Origin of the sequence: Streptococcus mitis subsp. hohhotensis (genome assembly GCF_020089495.2) — a bacterium.
In the GTDB taxonomy this organism is placed as follows: Bacteria; Bacillota; Bacilli; order Lactobacillales; family Streptococcaceae; genus Streptococcus; species Streptococcus hohhotensis.
This window is the reverse complement of sequence record NZ_JAIRCA020000001.1, coordinates 147,163-163,192: the sequence shown is the minus strand read 5'-3', so window position 1 is coordinate 163,192 and position 16,030 is coordinate 147,163. Positions and strand designations below refer to the sequence as shown.

Here is a 16,030-nt window from a genome sequence, read left to right as displayed (position 1 = left end):
CAGCCTGATTAGGATTTTTTATTCAGCCTCTTTCATGGCAAAATAAGCCCGTACTTTGGGTGCTACTTGTGTTCCGAAGAGTTCAATAGCTCTTAGGACTTGTTCATGAGGCATGGAACCAAGCGGTAGATGGAGCATGAAGCGGTCCAAGCCTAAATCCTCAATCATGCGAATCAATTTTTCTGCCACCTGATCTGGATTGCCCACAAACATAGCACCATTTGGCCCAACTTGCTCCAAATATTGCTTATAACGCAATTCTTGCCAGTGCGGGCGGTCTTTAGAGATAGCATCCACCACTTGCTTGGTCGGATGGAAATAATCTTTCACAGCCTGCTCACCATCTTCAGCAATCCAACCCCAAGAATGGGCTCCAACCTTTAGTTCATGACTGGCATGACCCGCTTCGCTCCCGATCTCACGATAAGCCTGAATCAACTTTTTAAAATAACGTGGATTGCCACCAATAATGGCATAGACAATCGGTAGGCCTGCCTGAGCAATCTTCACTGTTGATTCGACATGACCACCTGTCGCTATCCACAAGGGTAATTTGTCCTGAACTGGACGAGGATAGACTTCTTTGCCAGAGATTGTTTGAGTCAATCGCCCTTTCCAGTCTAGCCTTGTCTTTTCATTGACTAACTGGAGCAAGTCTAATTTCTCATCAAAAAGGGCTTCGTAGTCTTTCAAATCATATCCAAACAAGGGAAAAGATTCCGTGAAAGAACCCCTTCCGGCCATAATCTCTGCACGTCCATTTGACAAAGCATCGATAGTGGCATACTGTTGGAACAAACGAATCGGATCCATGCTCGAGAGAATGCTGACTGCACTGGTCAAACGGATTTTCTTGGTATTGACTGCCCCAGCTGCCAGGACAATCTCTGGGGCTGATACTGCAAAATCTTTCCGATGATGCTCACCAATCCCATATACATCCAAACCAACCTTGTCAGCCAGCTCAATCTCCGACACCAACTGGCGAATGCGTTCGGCATGACTGTAAGTTTGCCCAGTCTCCTCAAGCACCGTTGTTTCACCAAATGTTGAGATTCCCAATTCTACCATTGTGATACTCCCTGTCTATTTCTGTCCTTCATTTTGAAAAATTATTCTAACACGAATCTTGAGTACAAGCAACCAATTTGCTCACAAGAAAAAGCCTAGATAACTAGACTTTTTTGGCTTATTCTACCGTTACTGACTTAGCAAGGTTACGCGGTTTGTCCACATCAAGTCCACGGTGGAGTGTTGCGAAGTAAGCGACTAATTGCGTTGGCACGACCATTGAAATTGGTGAGAGGTAAGGGTGGACAGTCGTAAGGACGATATCGTCTGTCTCTTTAGCAACATTTTCTTCTGCGATAGTGAGGACTTTGGCACCACGGGCTGCCACCTCTTGGATATTTCCACGAGTGTGGTTGGCAAGGACTGGATCTGACAAGAGGGCCAAAACAGGCGTTCCTTCTTCAATCAAGGCAATAGTTCCGTGCTTGAGTTCTCCTGCCGCAAAGCCTTCACATTGAATGTAAGAAATCTCTTTAAGTTTGAGACTTGCTTCCATGGCTACATAGTAATCTTGACCACGTCCGATATAAAAGGCGTTGCGAGTTATTTCAAGAAGATCACGAACCTTGGCTTCGATGGGTTCTTTCTCTGAAAGAGTTGATTCGATAGATTGAGCTACGATTGACAACTCATGAACTAAATCAAAGGCTTGCGCTTTGGCATTGCCATTTGCTTCTCCGACTGCTTTTGCAAGGAAGGCAAGGGCTGCGATTTGCGCTGTATAGGCCTTGGTTGATGCCACGGCAATTTCAGGACCTGCATGAAGAAGCATGGTATGGTTAGCTTCACGAGAAAGAGTTGAACCTGGTACGTTTGTCACTGTCAAGCTTGGGATTCCCATTTCATTAGCCTTAACCAAAACCTGACGGCTATCCGCTGTTTCACCAGACTGACTGATAAAGATGAAGAGTGGTTTCTTGCTGAGAAGTGGCATACCGTAGCCCCACTCAGATGAGATACCAAGTTCAACTGGCGTATCTGTCAATTCTTCCAACATTTTCTTAGAAGCAAATCCTGCGTGGTAAGAAGTCCCAGCTGCTAGAATGTAGATGCGGTCTGCCTCTTGAACAGCCTTGATGATAGCTGTATCAACCACTACTTGACCAGCCTCATCTGTATAGGCTTGGATCAACTTACGCATCACTGTTGGTTGCTCATCGATTTCTTTAAGCATGTAGTAAGGGTAAGTTCCCTTACCGATATCTGACAAGTCGAGCTCTGCAGTGTAGCTAGCACGCTCACGACTGTTGCCATCATAGTCTTGCACTTCAACACTATCAGCTTTCACGATAACCAACTCTTGGTCATGGATCTCCATGTATTGGTTAGTTTCACGAATCATAGCCATAGCATCTGAGCAGACCATGTTGTAACCATCTCCAAGACCAATCAAAAGTGGTGATTTATTCTTAGCCACATAGATGTCATCTGGATTTTCAGAGTCGATCAAGGCAAAGGCATAAGAACCACGGATGATGTGAAGAGCTTTTTTGAAGGCTTCAAGAACTGACATGCCGTCTTCTTCAACAAATTTTCCAATCAAGTGTACAGCGATTTCTGTATCTGTTTGTCCCTTGAAGTGGTGACCTGCAAGGTATTCTTCCTTGATTTCAAGGTAGTTCTCAATCACCCCATTGTGGACCAATACAAAACGTCCTGTCTCAGAGCGATGTGGGTGAGCATTGTCTTCTGTTGGTTTTCCGTGAGTGGCCCAACGAGTATGTCCAATACCAGTTGTCCCCTCAACGCCAGCAGTTTTAGCAGACAATTCTGCAATACGACCAACAGCCTTCACCAAATGGTTTTCAGCACCACCTAGGACAAAAATTCCCGCAGAATCATAACCACGGTATTCGAGCTTTTCAAGCCCTTGAATCAAAATATCAGTTGCATTTGTGTTTCCAACAACACCAACAATTCCACACATAGTATATACGACACAGACAAGCTGTGCTTTCCCCTTAAATTGGTATAGTCTAATTCTCGCTTTGCAGAATCAGCAAAAACAGTATATACTTGTTTCTTTCACTTGTCAAGAGTAAAAATTGGTATAGTTCAAATTAAGCTCCTGTAAGTAAAAAACTCTGACCAATTAGGACAATTAGTCAGAGTCTTTTTTAAAATCCATTATTATCGCTTAGTTCCTTGAACCAGTGCCCTGATTTTTTCAGACGACGTTCTTGCGTTTTCAGGTCTAATTCAATCAAACCATAGCGATTTTTATAACTATTGAGCCATGACCAGCAATCGATAAAGGTCCAGATTAAGTATCCTTTACAGTTGGCTCCATCTTCAATGGCACGGTGCAGTTCACGAAGATGACCTTTTACAAAGTCAATACGGTAATCATCTTGAATCATTCCATCTTGACGGAACTTTTCCTCTCCTTCAACCCCCATACCATTCTCTGTCAACATCCATTCGATATTACCATAATTTTCCTTGATATTTTGGGCAATGTCATAAATCCCTTGCTCATAAATCTCCCAGCCACGATGAGGATTGATTTTACGTCCAGGCATCACATAAGGCTCGTAAAAATGTTCTGGTAAGAGTGGACTCTCTGGATGCTTAGCAAATCGAGGTGCCATAACGCGTAAGGGTTGATAGTAGTTGACACCAAGGAAGTCCACCGTATTGTCACGAATGAGCTCCAACTCCTCCTCTGTAGCATCAGGCAAGAGACCGTGTTCATGCAAGATTTCTACCAACTCCTGTGGATAAGTCCCCAAAACAGACGGATCTAAGAAGGATTGGGCCTGAAAGAGATCCGCAATCCGAGCTGCTTTGACATCAGCAGGATGCTGACTACGTGGATAAGTCGGTGTCAAGTTTAAAACAATCCCAATCTTAGCATCAGGCAAGAGTTCATGACAGGCCTTGACCGCCCGACTGCTGGCCAATTGTGTATGATAGGCTACTTTAACTGCCGCCTCTGCATCCACCTTATGTGGATAATGGGCATCGTAAAAATAGCCAAACTCTACAGGAACGATGGGCTCGTTAAAGGTAATCCATTGATCCACTAAATCTCCATAAGTCTCAAAACAAAAACGAGCATAGTCTTCATAAGCTGAGACAGTCGCCTTATTTTCCCAACCATCACCATCCTCTTGAAGGGCAAAAGGCAGATCAAAATGATAGAGATTGACTAAAAGACGAATCCCTTTAGCCTTAATAGCCTCAAAAACCTTACGATAAAAATCCACACCTTGAGGGTTGACTTTTCCACTCCCTTGTGGAAAAACCCGTGACCACTGAATAGAAGTCCGAAAGGCCGTGTGACCAGTCTCTAACAAAAGCTCAATATCCTGCTCCCAGTTTTCATAAAAGGTTGATGTTCTATCTGGACCAATCCCATTATAGTAACGATTTGGCTCCACTTGGAACCAGTAATCCCAGAGATTATCTCCCTTACCGTCACCAGCTACACGTCCTTCTGTTTGTGGTCCAGAAGTAGAGGATCCCCAGACAAAATCCTTTGGAAATCTTAGCATACATTTACCTCTTTATCTACTCATTTTTCCCATTATACAGAAAAAACAAGGTAAAAACTAGTTACATTTTTTCCTTGTTTTTCTTCTGATTATAGTTTTTATTTCTTGCTGAGGATTTCAAGCGTTTCAAGCAAGTTATCTGCATGAACCTCGATGGTGTCACCAGTCGCTTTAATCTTAACTTCTACGATGCCATCGGCCGCTTTCTTCCCAACAGTGATACGGATTGGCAATCCAATCAAGTCGCTATCGCTGAATTTAACACCAACACGTTCGTTACGGTCATCTGTCAAGACTTCGTAACCAGCTCCCATCAAACTTGCTTCAAGCTTTTCTGTCAAGGCTTGTGCTTCTTCATCCTTGACATTGACAGTGATCAAGTGCACATCAAATGGTGCCAATTCTTTAGGGAAGTTGATTCCCCAAGCGTAACGGTATTCACCTTTTGGCGTTTTATTAACAAAGAGGCGAGCGTGTTGCTCCATAACTGCTGAAAGGAGACGGCTGACACCGATACCGTAACACCCCATGATGATTGGCACAGCACGGCCATTTTCATCCAAAACATCTGCTCCCATGCTTGCTGAATAGCGAGTGCCGAGTTTGAAGATGTGACCAATTTCGATACCACGGGCAAAGTTAAGGACACCTTGTCCGTCTGGTGAAATTTCACCCTCACGAACTTCACGGATATCCACATATTCTGCAGTAAAATCACGACCTGGATTCACACCAGTCAAGTGGTAGCCATCTTCGTTAGCACCCACAACTGCATTGCGAACATCTTGCACCTTACGGTCTGCAATAATTTTAACATTCTCTGGCAATCCAACTGGACCAAGTGAACCGAATCCTGCTTGAACAAGATTCGCCACTTCTTCTTCGCTAGCAACGTCAAAGAAATCTGCTCCCAAGTGGTTTTTCAACTTAACTTCATTAAGCTGATCATTTCCAACTAGAAGGGCTGCAACAAGCTCACCGTCTGCCATGTAGAAGAGGGTTTTAATCGTTTGTTCTTCAGGAACGTTGAGGAAGGCTGCAACTTCATCAATTGATTTAACATCTGGCGTTGCAACACGAGTCACTTCTTCTTCAGCAACAACACGGTTGCTTGGTTTGTACTCATTTGTTGCCATTTCCAAGTTAGCCGCATAGCTAGACTCACTTGAGTAAGCAATGGTATCTTCACCAGAGACCATCCATTTGAGCAATTCTGCCTTGATTTCTTCTTGCACTTCTGCAGGAATTTCGTCAAATGATGCAACTGACTTATCCAAGACAACCCAGCGGTCAAGGTCTGTACGAGCAGGTGTAATGGCCATAAATTCTTGGCTGTCCTTACCACCCATAGCTCCACCGTCACCAATAATTGCCTTGAAATCTAAACCACTACGAGTGAAAATACGCTCATAAGCAGCCTTGTACTCATCATAAACACTGTCCAAGCTATCATAGTTAGCGTGGAAACTGTAAGCATCCTTCATGATAAACTCACGTGTACGAAGAAGTCCATTACGCGGACGTTTTTCATCACGATACTTAGGTTGAATTTGATAAAGATTAAGTGGCAATTGCTTGTAAGATTTAACAGAATCACGGACAATAGCTGTAAAGGTTTCTTCGTGAGTTGGACCTAGGATAAAGTCTGATTTTTCACGGTTTTTTAGTTTGTAAAGGTCCTCACCATAAGTTTCGTAACGACCTGATTCGCGCCACAATTCTGCACTGAGAAGGGCTGGAGCCAACATCTCAACGGCACCAATCTTGTCGAATTCTTGGCGCATGATATTTTTAGCTTTTTCAATCACACGATTGGCAAGTGGTAGGTAAGAATAAACACCTGCTGAGACTTGACGAACATAACCAGCTCGCAACATAAGAGCATGGCTGATAACTTGAGCATCGCTTGGCATTTCGCGAAGCGTTGGGATAGGCATTTTACTTTGTTTCATAATATTCCTCGATTATCTAAAAAAGAGTCGCATGATGTCATTCCAGGTCACAGCAATCATCAAGACAACCATGATGACCACTCCGGCCAAGGTGACATAAGTTTCAATTTCTTGTTTTAATGGTTTGCGGCGAATTGCTTCCAGGATATTGAGCACAATCTTACCACCATCCAGAGCTGGAATCGGAATAAGATTAAAAATTCCGATATTGATGGAAATTATTGCCAAGAAGTACAAGACATTCTCAATTCCATTTTTAGCGGCATCACTACTTGCCTTAAAGATGGCAACAGGTCCACCCAGCTTGTTCAAATCCGGTTGGAAAATCAGTTTTTTCAGTGCTGATAGGATTCGGAGAGCTGAGTCGGCTGCAGTTGTAAAACCACCTACAAACATGGATAGAAAATCTGACTTAATTCCCGGTTGAACACCTAGAAGGTAACGGCCTTGACTTTCTTCCGGAGTAACCGTAACTTGTTTGTCACTACCCTTTTCAGAAATAGTCACATCCAAGGTCGGGGCCGTCTTATCTTTGGTTTCTGATTCCACAGCCTGAATCAAGCTTTCCCAGTTGTTAATCTCATGTGAACCAATCTTGGTAATCTGTGCTGTTTCTGGCACTCCCACCTTAGCCAAGACCCCTTGAGGCATGACATGAAACTGGTTGGTATCAACATCTCTGACACCACCCTGCATGAAGATTAAAATCCAAAAAACAACGACACCTAAGATAAAGTTGTTCATAGGTCCTGCAAAGTTGGTAATCAGTTTCCCCCAGATAGTTGCATTTTGATATTGAACATCTAAAGGTGCAATCCGAACCTCAGTACCATCTGCTTCCACAACCGTTGCATCGTGATCCACTGCAAATGTTTTTTCTTCTTCCAGAACCAAGCCCTTGATAAAGAGCTTGTCTTCAAAGTCAAACTGAGTCACCTGCATAGGGAGGGCCGTTTGATCCAACTTTTTACCAGAAAGATTGATGCGTTTAACCTTACCGTCGTCAGTAAGGGTCAAACTGACAGGAGTTCCTGTCTTGATTTCAGTTGTGTCATCACCCCAACCAGCCATGCGAACATAGCCCCCAAGAGGCAAGATTCGAATGGTATAGGCCGTCCCATCCTTGCCAATATGAGCAAAGATCTTGGGTCCCATGCCAATGGCAAATTCACGCACTAGAATTCCTGATTTCTTGGCAAAGTAGAAGTGCCCGAACTCGTGCACCACCACAATAATCCCAAAAACCAGAATAAAGGTTAAAATTCCGAGCATAGTATTTCCTCCGTCTTTTGATTAAAAGAGTCCAAACAAGTGCATGATTGGAAATACAAGCAACATACTATCGAAACGATCCAAAACACCACCATGTCCAGGGATAAATTTCCCAGAATCCTTGACACCAAAGTGACGCTTGATCGAACTTTCTAGTAAATCACCAAATTGTCCAGCAATGCTAAAGAAAATAGCAAAGACTGACATCTTGTAAATTCCATATGGAAGAGCAACTGTACTGTCAACTATCATAAAGATGATGGTTACTAAAATAGCGCCTAAAATACCACCCAAGGCCCCCTCAAAGGTTTTATTTGGAGAAACTGTCGGAGCTAATTTTCGTTTACCATAGTTCATCCCAACAAGATAGGCACCACTGTCTGTCGCCCAGACGATACACAAGGCCAAGAGTGCCTTATCTAACCCTGCAATTCTAGCATCTAATAGAGCATTAAAACCAAAGCCCACGTAGAAACTCATAGCAAGAGGGAAAACAGCGTCCTCAATCGTATAAGACTTGCTAAAAACGGTCGTTCCTAACATGATTGAAATCAAAACACTATAGGCAACCACATTCCCATCAACTGGTAAAAAAGTCAGGTAATTCTCCAAGGGAATGGTCAAAGCAAAGGTTGCAAAGAGGGTCAAGAGGCCCTCCATCGTCATGGTCTCTAGACCTCTCATCTTCAAAAGTTCATGCATGGCTAGCATGGCTATGATCCCAATTGCTATCTGAAGCAAGAGTCCCCCAATCATTAAAATCGGTAGGAAAATAGCCAGGGCAATCCCTGCAAACAAGGTTCTTTTCTGTAAATCCTGTGTCATATTTCCTCCTAAACTCCTCCAAATCGGCGATGACGACGATTGTAGGCAAGAATGGCTTCCTGCAAGGCCGCCTCGTCAAAATCAGGCCACAAGGTATCCGTAAAATAGAGCTCACTATAGGCTCCCTGCCATGGAAGGAAATTGCTCAAACGCAATTCTCCACTAGTCCGAATAATCAAGTCTGGGTCTCGTAACTCCTTAGGCAAATGCTGGGTGAAGAGATAGTTGCCAATCAATTCCTCTGTGATGTCACCTGGGTTGATTTTGGCATCTAACACATCCTGGGAAATCAACTTAAGAGCCTGTGTAATCTCAGCACGTCCACCATAGTTGAGGGCAAAATTAAGAATTAATCCTGTGTTATTCTTAGTCAATTCCTCAGCTTTAGTCAGAGCTTCAAAGGTTTGCTTAGGCAGGCGGTCTGTCTCCCCAATCATTTGAATCTTAACATTATTCGCATGCAATTCTGGGACATAATTATCATAAAACTCTACTGGCAAGTTCATGATAAACTTGACTTCCTGATCTGGACGGGTCCAATTTTCCGTAGAAAAAGCATAGACCGTAATCACCTTAACTCCCAGCTTATTGGCTGCCTTGGTCACAGTTTGCAATGCTTCCATGCCCGCCTTATGTCCAAAAACTCGCGGTTGCATACGTTTTTTAGCCCAACGGCCATTTCCATCCATGATGATGCCGATATGAGCAGGAACCTGTGTCGGAACCTCTACTTCCACAGCCTTATCTTTCTTAAAAAATCCAAACATGATCTTATTCCTATTCAAAAATCTATCGTTTCATTATACCATATTTCCCCATTTTCTTCTATCACTAAGCTATTTATACTCTTCGAAAATCAAATTCAAACCACGTCAGCTCTATCTGCAACCTCAAAACAGTGTTTTGAGCAACCTGCGGTTAGCTTCCTAGTTTGCTCTTTGATTTTCATTGAGTATTATTCTCAGGCGCAAAGCCCATTTTTCAAAAAAATAAGTCGCCTGATTGGGCGACTCTATTTTTATAGGGAGATTATTATGAAAAAGTTTTAGGAGTTTAAGTTAAGGTCTTCTTAACTTATGAACTTAGTATACACTTCCTAGCTTAAAGTTTCCTTAAGTATTTTTAAAAATCAAATTTTTCCATTTCTCCTGCCAATTTTTCTTGGATAATCGTGTTTGATAGAGAGCTATTCGGTCTTCATTCTCTAAAAAATGAGGAGTTGGACGAACTTGAAAATTTAAAATATCCTCCAAACCATAAGGTACATAGAGTTCAAAATCTGATTCTTCATTCAAGCGTAGTCCAACAGCCGTACATCGTTCTGGATACTTACTCATAGCATCACAAGAGCTGCTATAGGGAGCAGTATGAGGGCTATGCTGGTGCATATAGACCTGATTTTTCAATTCCCACTGATACTGAGGAAAGTCCTCTCTCAGCTTTTTCTCTAGGGACAAGGTTTCCTCATAAGAAATATCCGGATCAAAGAAAATCACATCTACATCTGTTTCAAGATCAAATGCTGGTCTGTCTGACAAGAGATTCCAGATGAAATTTCTGACAGAACCTGCCGCCAACCAGGAATCTGTCAACTCCAAGTTTCGGATGATAGTCAGAATAGCCATCATATCTGGATTTTTTCTAAAAGCCTCTAGAATTTCTTGCTTATTTTTCATTGTACTCATATCCCAAATGCTCATATGCCTTAGCAGTCGCCACCCGTCCAGACCGCGTCCGCATGATAAATCCTTTTTGAATCAAGTAGGGCTCATACATGTCTTCAACTGTCTCACGCTCTTCTGCTATGTTAACAGAAAGAGTTCCTAATCCGACAGGGCCACCACCGTACATCTCAATCATGGTACGAAGGATTTTCTGGTCCACATAGTCCAGACCTTCATGGTCAACATCCAGCATAGTCAAAGCCTTACCCGTAATAACATCATCGATAACCCCATTCCCCATAATCTGGGCAAAATCGCGCACGCGCTTGAGGAGGCGATTGGCAATACGAGGAGTACCTCGACTACGCAAGGCCAACTCAGATGCTGCCTCATGAGTGATTGCCATCTCAAAAATATCTGCCGTCCGCTCGACAATTTCCGTCAAATCAGCATGGGCATAATACTCCATATGACCTGTAATCCCAAAACGTGCCCGTAGTGGATTTGAGAGCATACCAGCCCGAGTCGTCGCACCAATCAAGGTAAAAGGTGGCAACTCCAAATGAACACTGCGACTGCCTTCACCAGCACCAATCATGATATCAATGTAGAAGTCCTCCATGGCACTATAAAGCACCTCTTCCACCGACATGGGCAAGCGATGAATCTCATCAATAAAAAGGACATCCCCAGGCTCTAAGTCATTCAAAATCGCTACCAGATCTCCGGCTTTTTCAATGACTGGACCCGAAGTCTGCTTAAGATTTACTCCCAGTTCATTGGCAATTACAAAAGCCATGGTCGTTTTCCCCAAGCCTGGAGGGCCAAATAAGAGGACATGATCCAGCGCTTCATCCCGCATTTTGGCAGCCTCGATAAAAATTTGGAGCTGGTCCTTGACCTTGTCCTGCCCAATATATTCACGTAAGTACTGAGGACGGAGCGTGCGTTCTACTAACTCCTCATCCCCCATTATCTCATTATCTAAAATTCTACTCATGGCTCTATTATATCAAAAAACAAAGCCACAAACAAAAAAGCCACTGGATTGGTGCCTCCCGAGTTTAACACTTATGTGGAATAATATTATACGGCACTTCTACACCGCCTACGAAAGGAGGTGAGATAGCCCATGATGGAATTAGTACTCAAAACTATCATCGGACCGATTGTGGTCGGTGTCGTTCTTCGATTAGTCGATAAATGGCTAAACGAGGACAAATAGTGTCAAAAAAGACCCCAAGCTTATTTGGTCGTGAGCTTGGGGTCTTTTCTAGCCTATGATATAGAACTAGTACTCAATTCCTTTTTATTATCCCACAGTTCACAAATTTTGTCAAAGGTTTATATCCTCGGCTTTTCAAGCTTTAACCGCTGGCTAACAATATGATGACTCACTCCTTGACAACCAAGAACATTATTACAGTAGTTCTAGTCCTTCAATTAACAGTCACTTAAATTCAAAGTGAGGTTGAACTTGCTGAAGCGACAACAGACCTATTTCTTACTCATATTCGCTAAAAAGATCCCCGCCAATTCCCCGACCAAAATCCGAAAAATATCGGAAAATGATTTTTAGAATAGTCCCCAAAAGCCTGAAATAGAGCCAAAAAACTCCACAAAAAACTCCACCTGATTGGGTGACTCCCGAGTTTAGCACTTATGTGGTATAATATTGTTCGGCACTGCTACACCGCCTACGAAAGGAGGTGAATTAGCCCATGATGGATACAATACTTAAAACTATCATCGGACCAATTGTGGTCGGTGTCGTTCTTCGATTAGTCGATAAATGGCTAAACAAGGACAAATAGTGTCAAAAAGACCCCAAGCTTATTTGGACGTGAGCTTGGGGTCTTTTCTAGCCTATGATATAGACACAATACTTAATTCCCTTTTATTATCCCATAGTTCACAAAATTTGTCAAAGGTTTATATCCTTTATATCCTCTTGAACCTCTGTACTACAAGACGTTCAAGATTAAGCGAAAGCTATCGGAAAATGATGTTTAGAAAACTCCCGAAAAGCCTGAAATAGAGCCAAAAAACTCCACCTAATTGGATGACTCCCGAGTTTAGCACTTATGTGGTATAATATTCTACGGCACTGCTACACCGCCTACGAAAGGAGGTGAGATAGCCCATGATGGAACTAATCCTTAAAACTATCATCGGACCAATTGTGGTCGGTGTTGTTCTTCGCTTAGTCGATAAATGGCTAAACAAAGATAGATAGTGTCAAAAAGACCCCAAGCTTAATGTGGAAGTTAGCTTGGGGTCTTTTCTAGTCCATGATATAGAACTAATCCTTAATTCCTCTCCATTATCCCACAGTTCACAAAATTTGTCAAAACTTTACATCCTCAGCTTCTCAAGCTTTAACCGCTTTACAACAAGACTTTCAAGTTTAAGAGAAAATTAGGGATTCTATCAATTTCATAGAAATTTTGATTTAGTAAACGAAGAGACAATCTTATATGTCACTTCTCATTTAATACGCCACTACTAGACAAGCAAAATCATTATTACAGTAGTTCCAGTCCTTCAATTAACAGTCACTTACATTCAAAGTGAGGTTGAAGTAGCCGAAGTAACAGCAAACCTATTTCTTAGTCATATTCGCTAAAAAATCCCCGCCAATTCCCCGACCAAAATCCGAAAAATACCGAAAAATATCGAAAAATGATTTTTAGAATAGTCCCAAAAAGCCTGAAATAGAGCCAAAAAACTCCACCTGATTGGGTGGAGTTAAGGGAGATTATTATGAAAAAGAAAAGTTTAGGATTTTATTAAATAAAGTTAGGAGGTCTTTATTTAATAACTATATGATACAAGACAAAGCTTAAAACTAGCTTAACTTTTTTCAAATTCTACCATTTTTCAAAAAATTTCTATTACCATCACCTTACCCCACAAAAAAGCCACCTGATTGGGTGGCTTCATTAGGAGATTATGATGAAAAAAGTTTTAGGATTTCATTAAATAAAGTTAGGAGGTCTTTATTTAATGATTATATAATACTAGACCAGTCTTAAATTTTGCTTAAGAAAAACAAGTTTTATTATTTTTCTCGATTCATCCAAGTCATCCCTATACAATTATAGGTGGATAAGATTTCAAAGCCCATAGAACGATAGAATCCCAAGGTTCTTTCTGTCTGGTCTGTCACCAGCTGGACTTGATAGGCATCTTTGTAATCCTCTAAAGCCTCTTTTATCAAGGCACTACCAATCCCTTTACGCTGATAGATTGGTAAAACAATTAAATCCTGAACCAATACTGATGAGAATCCATCTCCAACCAAACGAATCAAGCCCACCACAGCATCGCCATCAAGTGCCACATAAATCGCTAATGAATGAGATAAGGCCTGCTCCAGCATCTGAGGTTGATGGGTATAATTTGTCCAACCGACAGCCTGATAGAGATGCAAAACATCCTCTAGCTTGACAATTTCTTGCTTTTTAATAGTAATCATCTCAACTCCTCTTAAAGTTCTCTCAAGCTCTTGTACTGTCGTCCATTTTGGTCAAAATTTTCAGGACGCAACCATGTTTCCAAACGAGATTTGACTTGGGGCCAGTCCTTATCAATCATAGACAACCAATCCGTATCCCTCGTACGCCCCTTATAAACCACTGCCTGACGGAAGGTTCCTTCGTAGACAAATCCCAAACGCTCCGCAGCTCGTCTTGATGGCAGGTTAAGAGCATCGCATTTCCATTCATAGCGACGATAGTTAAGCTCCTCAAAGACATAGCGAGCTAGGAGATACTGGGCTTCTGTTCCTATCCATGTCCCTCTGAGCTCTGGAGAAAAAGTGACTGCTCCGACTTCTATTACTCGGTTATTCTGGTCAATGCGCATGAGAGAAAAAGTTCCCAAAGCCTTACCAGTTGCCTTGTCTATGATTGCATAGTAAAAACGGTCCTTACGAGCCAACATCTGATTTAAAAGGCTGACCAGTTCCTCCATGTCTGCTACTGGCTCCTGAAAGAGGTAAGTCCACATCTCCCGAGGCGTATCAGGGCCATAAACAGCTAATAAATCCTCCGCATGCTTTTCCACCGAAAGAGCTTCTATTCGAGCATAACGCCCTTCTAAGAAACCAATAGAAGGCAATTCACCTGGTGTATAACCTTCCATTGACTCCCCAATCATCTGACCATATTCATTTACTGGCATAGCTTTCTCCTTATTCACTTATTGAATATAGTATAACATATCTCAATGAAAATTTTAGGAAACACTTGGTTTTCTATTCAATAATGCAAACTCCTCTTATAAAAATCATCCATCCACTTTATGGAGGAATAATCAAATATGGGAACGAGTGAGTTAATGTCCCTTATGCTTCTCTCTATTTTTTACTGTTTGTATTCAAATTTCTCTTGTTTTAGTGTTTGCTTTTGTAGACTGGACTACCAACCAGAACTGTGTTTTTATCTTAGTTAGGACTATTATAGTACGGTTCAGCACTATCTACAAATTCTTCAGATGTGTATCAAAAAAATTTATCGTAACAAGCCAAGAGTCTACACTTTCTTTCATTAATAGGCGCCAATCTTTTCGATAACGATGATTCGGTTGATAAGCAACCGTCAACATATGCCCTGTTTCATGGTATTTTTTAAACAAAATGGATTCCCCTTTATAGTGTGAAATAATATCATCTATCGCGGATGATGCATTCCATATTTCATCAACATCACTTCCTAGTAATAATAAAGGAGAGAAAATTTTACTCACATCAATCTGAGCCCTACTATCTTCAGGAATATGTTTTCCAAAAAACTTGTTTAACAAATAATCTCCTAACTGAAATTTTTGATAAGGAAGTTCCTTTTGTAAATATGTCCAAGAAGATGAATTAGAATTGAGTTTTCCCTTTATTCCCTCCAATATTACATTTGAGGGAGAATTGAGTACTAAACATTGCACATCATCCAAAATACTTTGTCCAGCCAGAACAAGCTCTGCTCCTTTAGAGCGACCATATATTCCTATTTTTGTATTATCAACTTGAGGATGATGATATAGAAAATCTTTCGCTTCCTCCAGACATTCTATTGGAATTCGTTCTAAATTTTGGGGTAATCCCTCTAAACCAAAATAAGCTATCGCAAGACAAATATAGCCCCTAGAAGATAAAAGTTGGGCAATATTCTGAGCTTTTTCAATTCTTCCCTCACTACCGCTAACAATAATCACGGCTGGCGCCCTTCTTAACTTTTCATCATAAAATAATCGACCTTGAAAATGCTTGTCATAGATATCTTGATATCTTACTCCCAGATTCATATAACGCCTTACAAAACTTTGCTTCGCGACCACATCTTTCCCCAGCCTGATTTTAATTTCAACACCAAAATAATCTCGCAATGGAATTCTATCAAGAGAATTGGGTAATCTCCTTTTCCTACTCTTCAACGGTTTCGCATTAAAGAACAAACCCATTTCTGAAATTCCTTTATAAGATCCCGAAATAGATGCTGTTTGAGAGATGTCAATCATACCGTCCTGATCAGATAAAAAAATGGCAGTTGATTTCCACATAACATCATGATCTAAAAGTAAGGGAGCATTTATACAGTAATAATCAGACAGGTACATTTCTACACAATACCTTGTCCTTGGTTCTAAACCATTGATAGTAATATAAAAAGATTCATCCGCTAAATCTGTTTGTGAAATCAGTTCTATGTTTACAGTCATATCTTCTCCTTTTTGTTAATTTTCTTAACAATTA

General features: G+C 41.5%; 15 protein-coding genes. 3 read left to right on the top strand and 12 right to left on the bottom strand.

Annotation, left to right across the window (positions count from 1 at the left end; genetic code table 11):
- Positions 1-18: 18 nt before the first annotated feature.
- The 9 genes from K4Z77_RS00890 to ruvB form a co-directional block, all read right to left on the bottom strand.
- On the bottom strand, positions 19-1,071 hold the full coding sequence (locus tag K4Z77_RS00890) for an LLM class flavin-dependent oxidoreductase (protein WP_224218156.1): 1,053 nt from the start codon (positions 1,069-1,071) through the stop codon (positions 19-21).
- 118 nt (positions 1,072-1,189) lie between these two features.
- Positions 1,190-2,998, bottom strand: a complete 1,809-nt coding sequence (gene glmS, locus K4Z77_RS00885; RefSeq protein WP_224218155.1) for a glutamine--fructose-6-phosphate transaminase (isomerizing) — start codon at positions 2,996-2,998, stop codon at positions 1,190-1,192.
- Positions 2,999-3,188: 190 nt separating this feature from the next.
- Entirely contained in the window at positions 3,189-4,568 is a 1,380-nt protein-coding gene (bglA, locus tag K4Z77_RS00880; protein WP_224218154.1) for a 6-phospho-beta-glucosidase, read from the bottom strand.
- 98 nt (positions 4,569-4,666) lie between these two features.
- Positions 4,667-6,520 carry a proline--tRNA ligase gene (locus K4Z77_RS00875; RefSeq protein ID WP_084890918.1) on the bottom strand — a complete coding sequence of 618 codons (1,854 nt, stop codon included), beginning with the start codon at positions 6,518-6,520 and terminating at the stop codon, positions 4,667-4,669.
- A 12-nt stretch (positions 6,521-6,532) separates the two neighbouring features.
- Positions 6,533-7,792 (bottom strand): RIP metalloprotease RseP, encoded by a 1,260-nt coding sequence (rseP, locus tag K4Z77_RS00870; protein WP_224218153.1) that lies wholly within the window; start codon positions 7,790-7,792, stop codon positions 6,533-6,535.
- A 21-nt stretch (positions 7,793-7,813) separates the two neighbouring features.
- Positions 7,814-8,617, bottom strand: coding sequence for a phosphatidate cytidylyltransferase (locus K4Z77_RS00865; protein WP_049524343.1), 804 nt, complete (start codon positions 8,615-8,617; stop codon positions 7,814-7,816).
- Positions 8,618-8,625: 8 nt separating this feature from the next.
- Entirely contained in the window at positions 8,626-9,384 is a 759-nt protein-coding gene (gene uppS, locus K4Z77_RS00860; RefSeq protein WP_000466722.1) for an undecaprenyl pyrophosphate synthase, read from the bottom strand.
- A gap of 345 nt (positions 9,385-9,729) precedes the next feature.
- Positions 9,730-10,302: a nucleotidyltransferase family protein gene (locus tag K4Z77_RS00855; RefSeq protein WP_224218152.1), complete on the bottom strand. Its 573-nt coding sequence runs from the start codon at positions 10,300-10,302 to the stop codon at positions 9,730-9,732.
- Positions 10,283-11,281 (bottom strand): Holliday junction branch migration DNA helicase RuvB, encoded by a 999-nt coding sequence (gene ruvB, locus K4Z77_RS00850; protein WP_153226253.1) that lies wholly within the window; start codon positions 11,279-11,281, stop codon positions 10,283-10,285. The genes K4Z77_RS00855 and ruvB overlap by 20 nt, the downstream gene beginning before the upstream one ends.
- A 132-nt stretch (positions 11,282-11,413) precedes the next feature.
- Between ruvB and K4Z77_RS00845 the strand changes: the two genes are divergently transcribed.
- The 3 genes from K4Z77_RS00845 (at position 11,414) to K4Z77_RS00835 (ending at position 12,517) form a co-directional block, all read left to right on the top strand.
- Positions 11,414-11,506 (top strand): type I toxin-antitoxin system Fst family toxin, encoded by a 93-nt coding sequence (locus tag K4Z77_RS00845; protein WP_101782132.1) that lies wholly within the window; start codon positions 11,414-11,416, stop codon positions 11,504-11,506.
- A 496-nt stretch (positions 11,507-12,002) separates the two neighbouring features.
- Entirely contained in the window at positions 12,003-12,095 is a 93-nt protein-coding gene (locus K4Z77_RS00840) for a type I toxin-antitoxin system Fst family toxin (protein WP_000969509.1), read from the top strand.
- Between the two features lie 329 nt (positions 12,096-12,424).
- Positions 12,425-12,517 carry a type I toxin-antitoxin system Fst family toxin gene (locus K4Z77_RS00835; RefSeq protein WP_000970296.1) on the top strand — a complete coding sequence of 31 codons (93 nt, stop codon included), beginning with the start codon at positions 12,425-12,427 and terminating at the stop codon, positions 12,515-12,517.
- Positions 12,518-13,342: 825 nt separating this feature from the next.
- Here K4Z77_RS00835 and K4Z77_RS00830 read toward each other — a convergent pair.
- From K4Z77_RS00830 to K4Z77_RS00820, 3 genes are all read right to left on the bottom strand, one after another.
- Positions 13,343-13,759 carry a GNAT family N-acetyltransferase gene (locus K4Z77_RS00830; RefSeq protein ID WP_033685576.1) on the bottom strand — a complete coding sequence of 139 codons (417 nt, stop codon included), beginning with the start codon at positions 13,757-13,759 and terminating at the stop codon, positions 13,343-13,345.
- 11 nt (positions 13,760-13,770) lie between these two features.
- Positions 13,771-14,466 (bottom strand): GNAT family N-acetyltransferase, encoded by a 696-nt coding sequence (locus tag K4Z77_RS00825; protein ID WP_224218151.1) that lies wholly within the window; start codon positions 14,464-14,466, stop codon positions 13,771-13,773.
- Positions 14,467-14,763: 297 nt separating this feature from the next.
- Positions 14,764-15,996: an acyl-CoA thioesterase/BAAT N-terminal domain-containing protein gene (locus tag K4Z77_RS00820; protein WP_224218150.1), complete on the bottom strand. Its 1,233-nt coding sequence runs from the start codon at positions 15,994-15,996 to the stop codon at positions 14,764-14,766.
- Positions 15,997-16,030 lie beyond the last annotated feature (34 nt).

Coding starts and splice junctions, on each gene's coding strand:
- K4Z77_RS00890 (WP_224218156.1), bottom strand. CDS start 1,071: ATGGTAGAATTGGGAATCTCAACATTTGGTGAAACAACGGTGCTTGAG.
- glmS (WP_224218155.1), bottom strand. CDS start 2,998: ATGTGTGGAATTGTTGGTGTTGTTGGAAACACAAATGCAACTGATATT.
- bglA (WP_224218154.1), bottom strand. CDS start 4,568: ATGCTAAGATTTCCAAAGGATTTTGTCTGGGGATCCTCTACTTCTGGA.
- K4Z77_RS00875 (WP_084890918.1), bottom strand. CDS start 6,520: ATGAAACAAAGTAAAATGCCTATCCCAACGCTTCGCGAAATGCCAAGC.
- rseP (WP_224218153.1), bottom strand. CDS start 7,792: ATGCTCGGAATTTTAACCTTTATTCTGGTTTTTGGGATTATTGTGGTG.
- K4Z77_RS00865 (WP_049524343.1), bottom strand. CDS start 8,617: ATGACACAGGATTTACAGAAAAGAACCTTGTTTGCAGGGATTGCCCTG.
- uppS (WP_000466722.1), bottom strand. CDS start 9,384: ATGTTTGGATTTTTTAAGAAAGATAAGGCTGTGGAAGTAGAGGTTCCG.
- K4Z77_RS00855 (WP_224218152.1), bottom strand. CDS start 10,302: ATGAGTACAATGAAAAATAAGCAAGAAATTCTAGAGGCTTTTAGAAAA.
- ruvB (WP_153226253.1), bottom strand. CDS start 11,281: ATGAGTAGAATTTTAGATAATGAGATAATGGGGGATGAGGAGTTAGTA.
- K4Z77_RS00845 (WP_101782132.1), top strand. CDS start 11,414: ATGATGGAATTAGTACTCAAAACTATCATCGGACCGATTGTGGTCGGT.
- K4Z77_RS00840 (WP_000969509.1), top strand. CDS start 12,003: ATGATGGATACAATACTTAAAACTATCATCGGACCAATTGTGGTCGGT.
- K4Z77_RS00835 (WP_000970296.1), top strand. CDS start 12,425: ATGATGGAACTAATCCTTAAAACTATCATCGGACCAATTGTGGTCGGT.
- K4Z77_RS00830 (WP_033685576.1), bottom strand. CDS start 13,759: ATGATTACTATTAAAAAGCAAGAAATTGTCAAGCTAGAGGATGTTTTG.
- K4Z77_RS00825 (WP_224218151.1), bottom strand. CDS start 14,466: ATGCCAGTAAATGAATATGGTCAGATGATTGGGGAGTCAATGGAAGGT.
- K4Z77_RS00820 (WP_224218150.1), bottom strand. CDS start 15,996: ATGACTGTAAACATAGAACTGATTTCACAAACAGATTTAGCGGATGAA.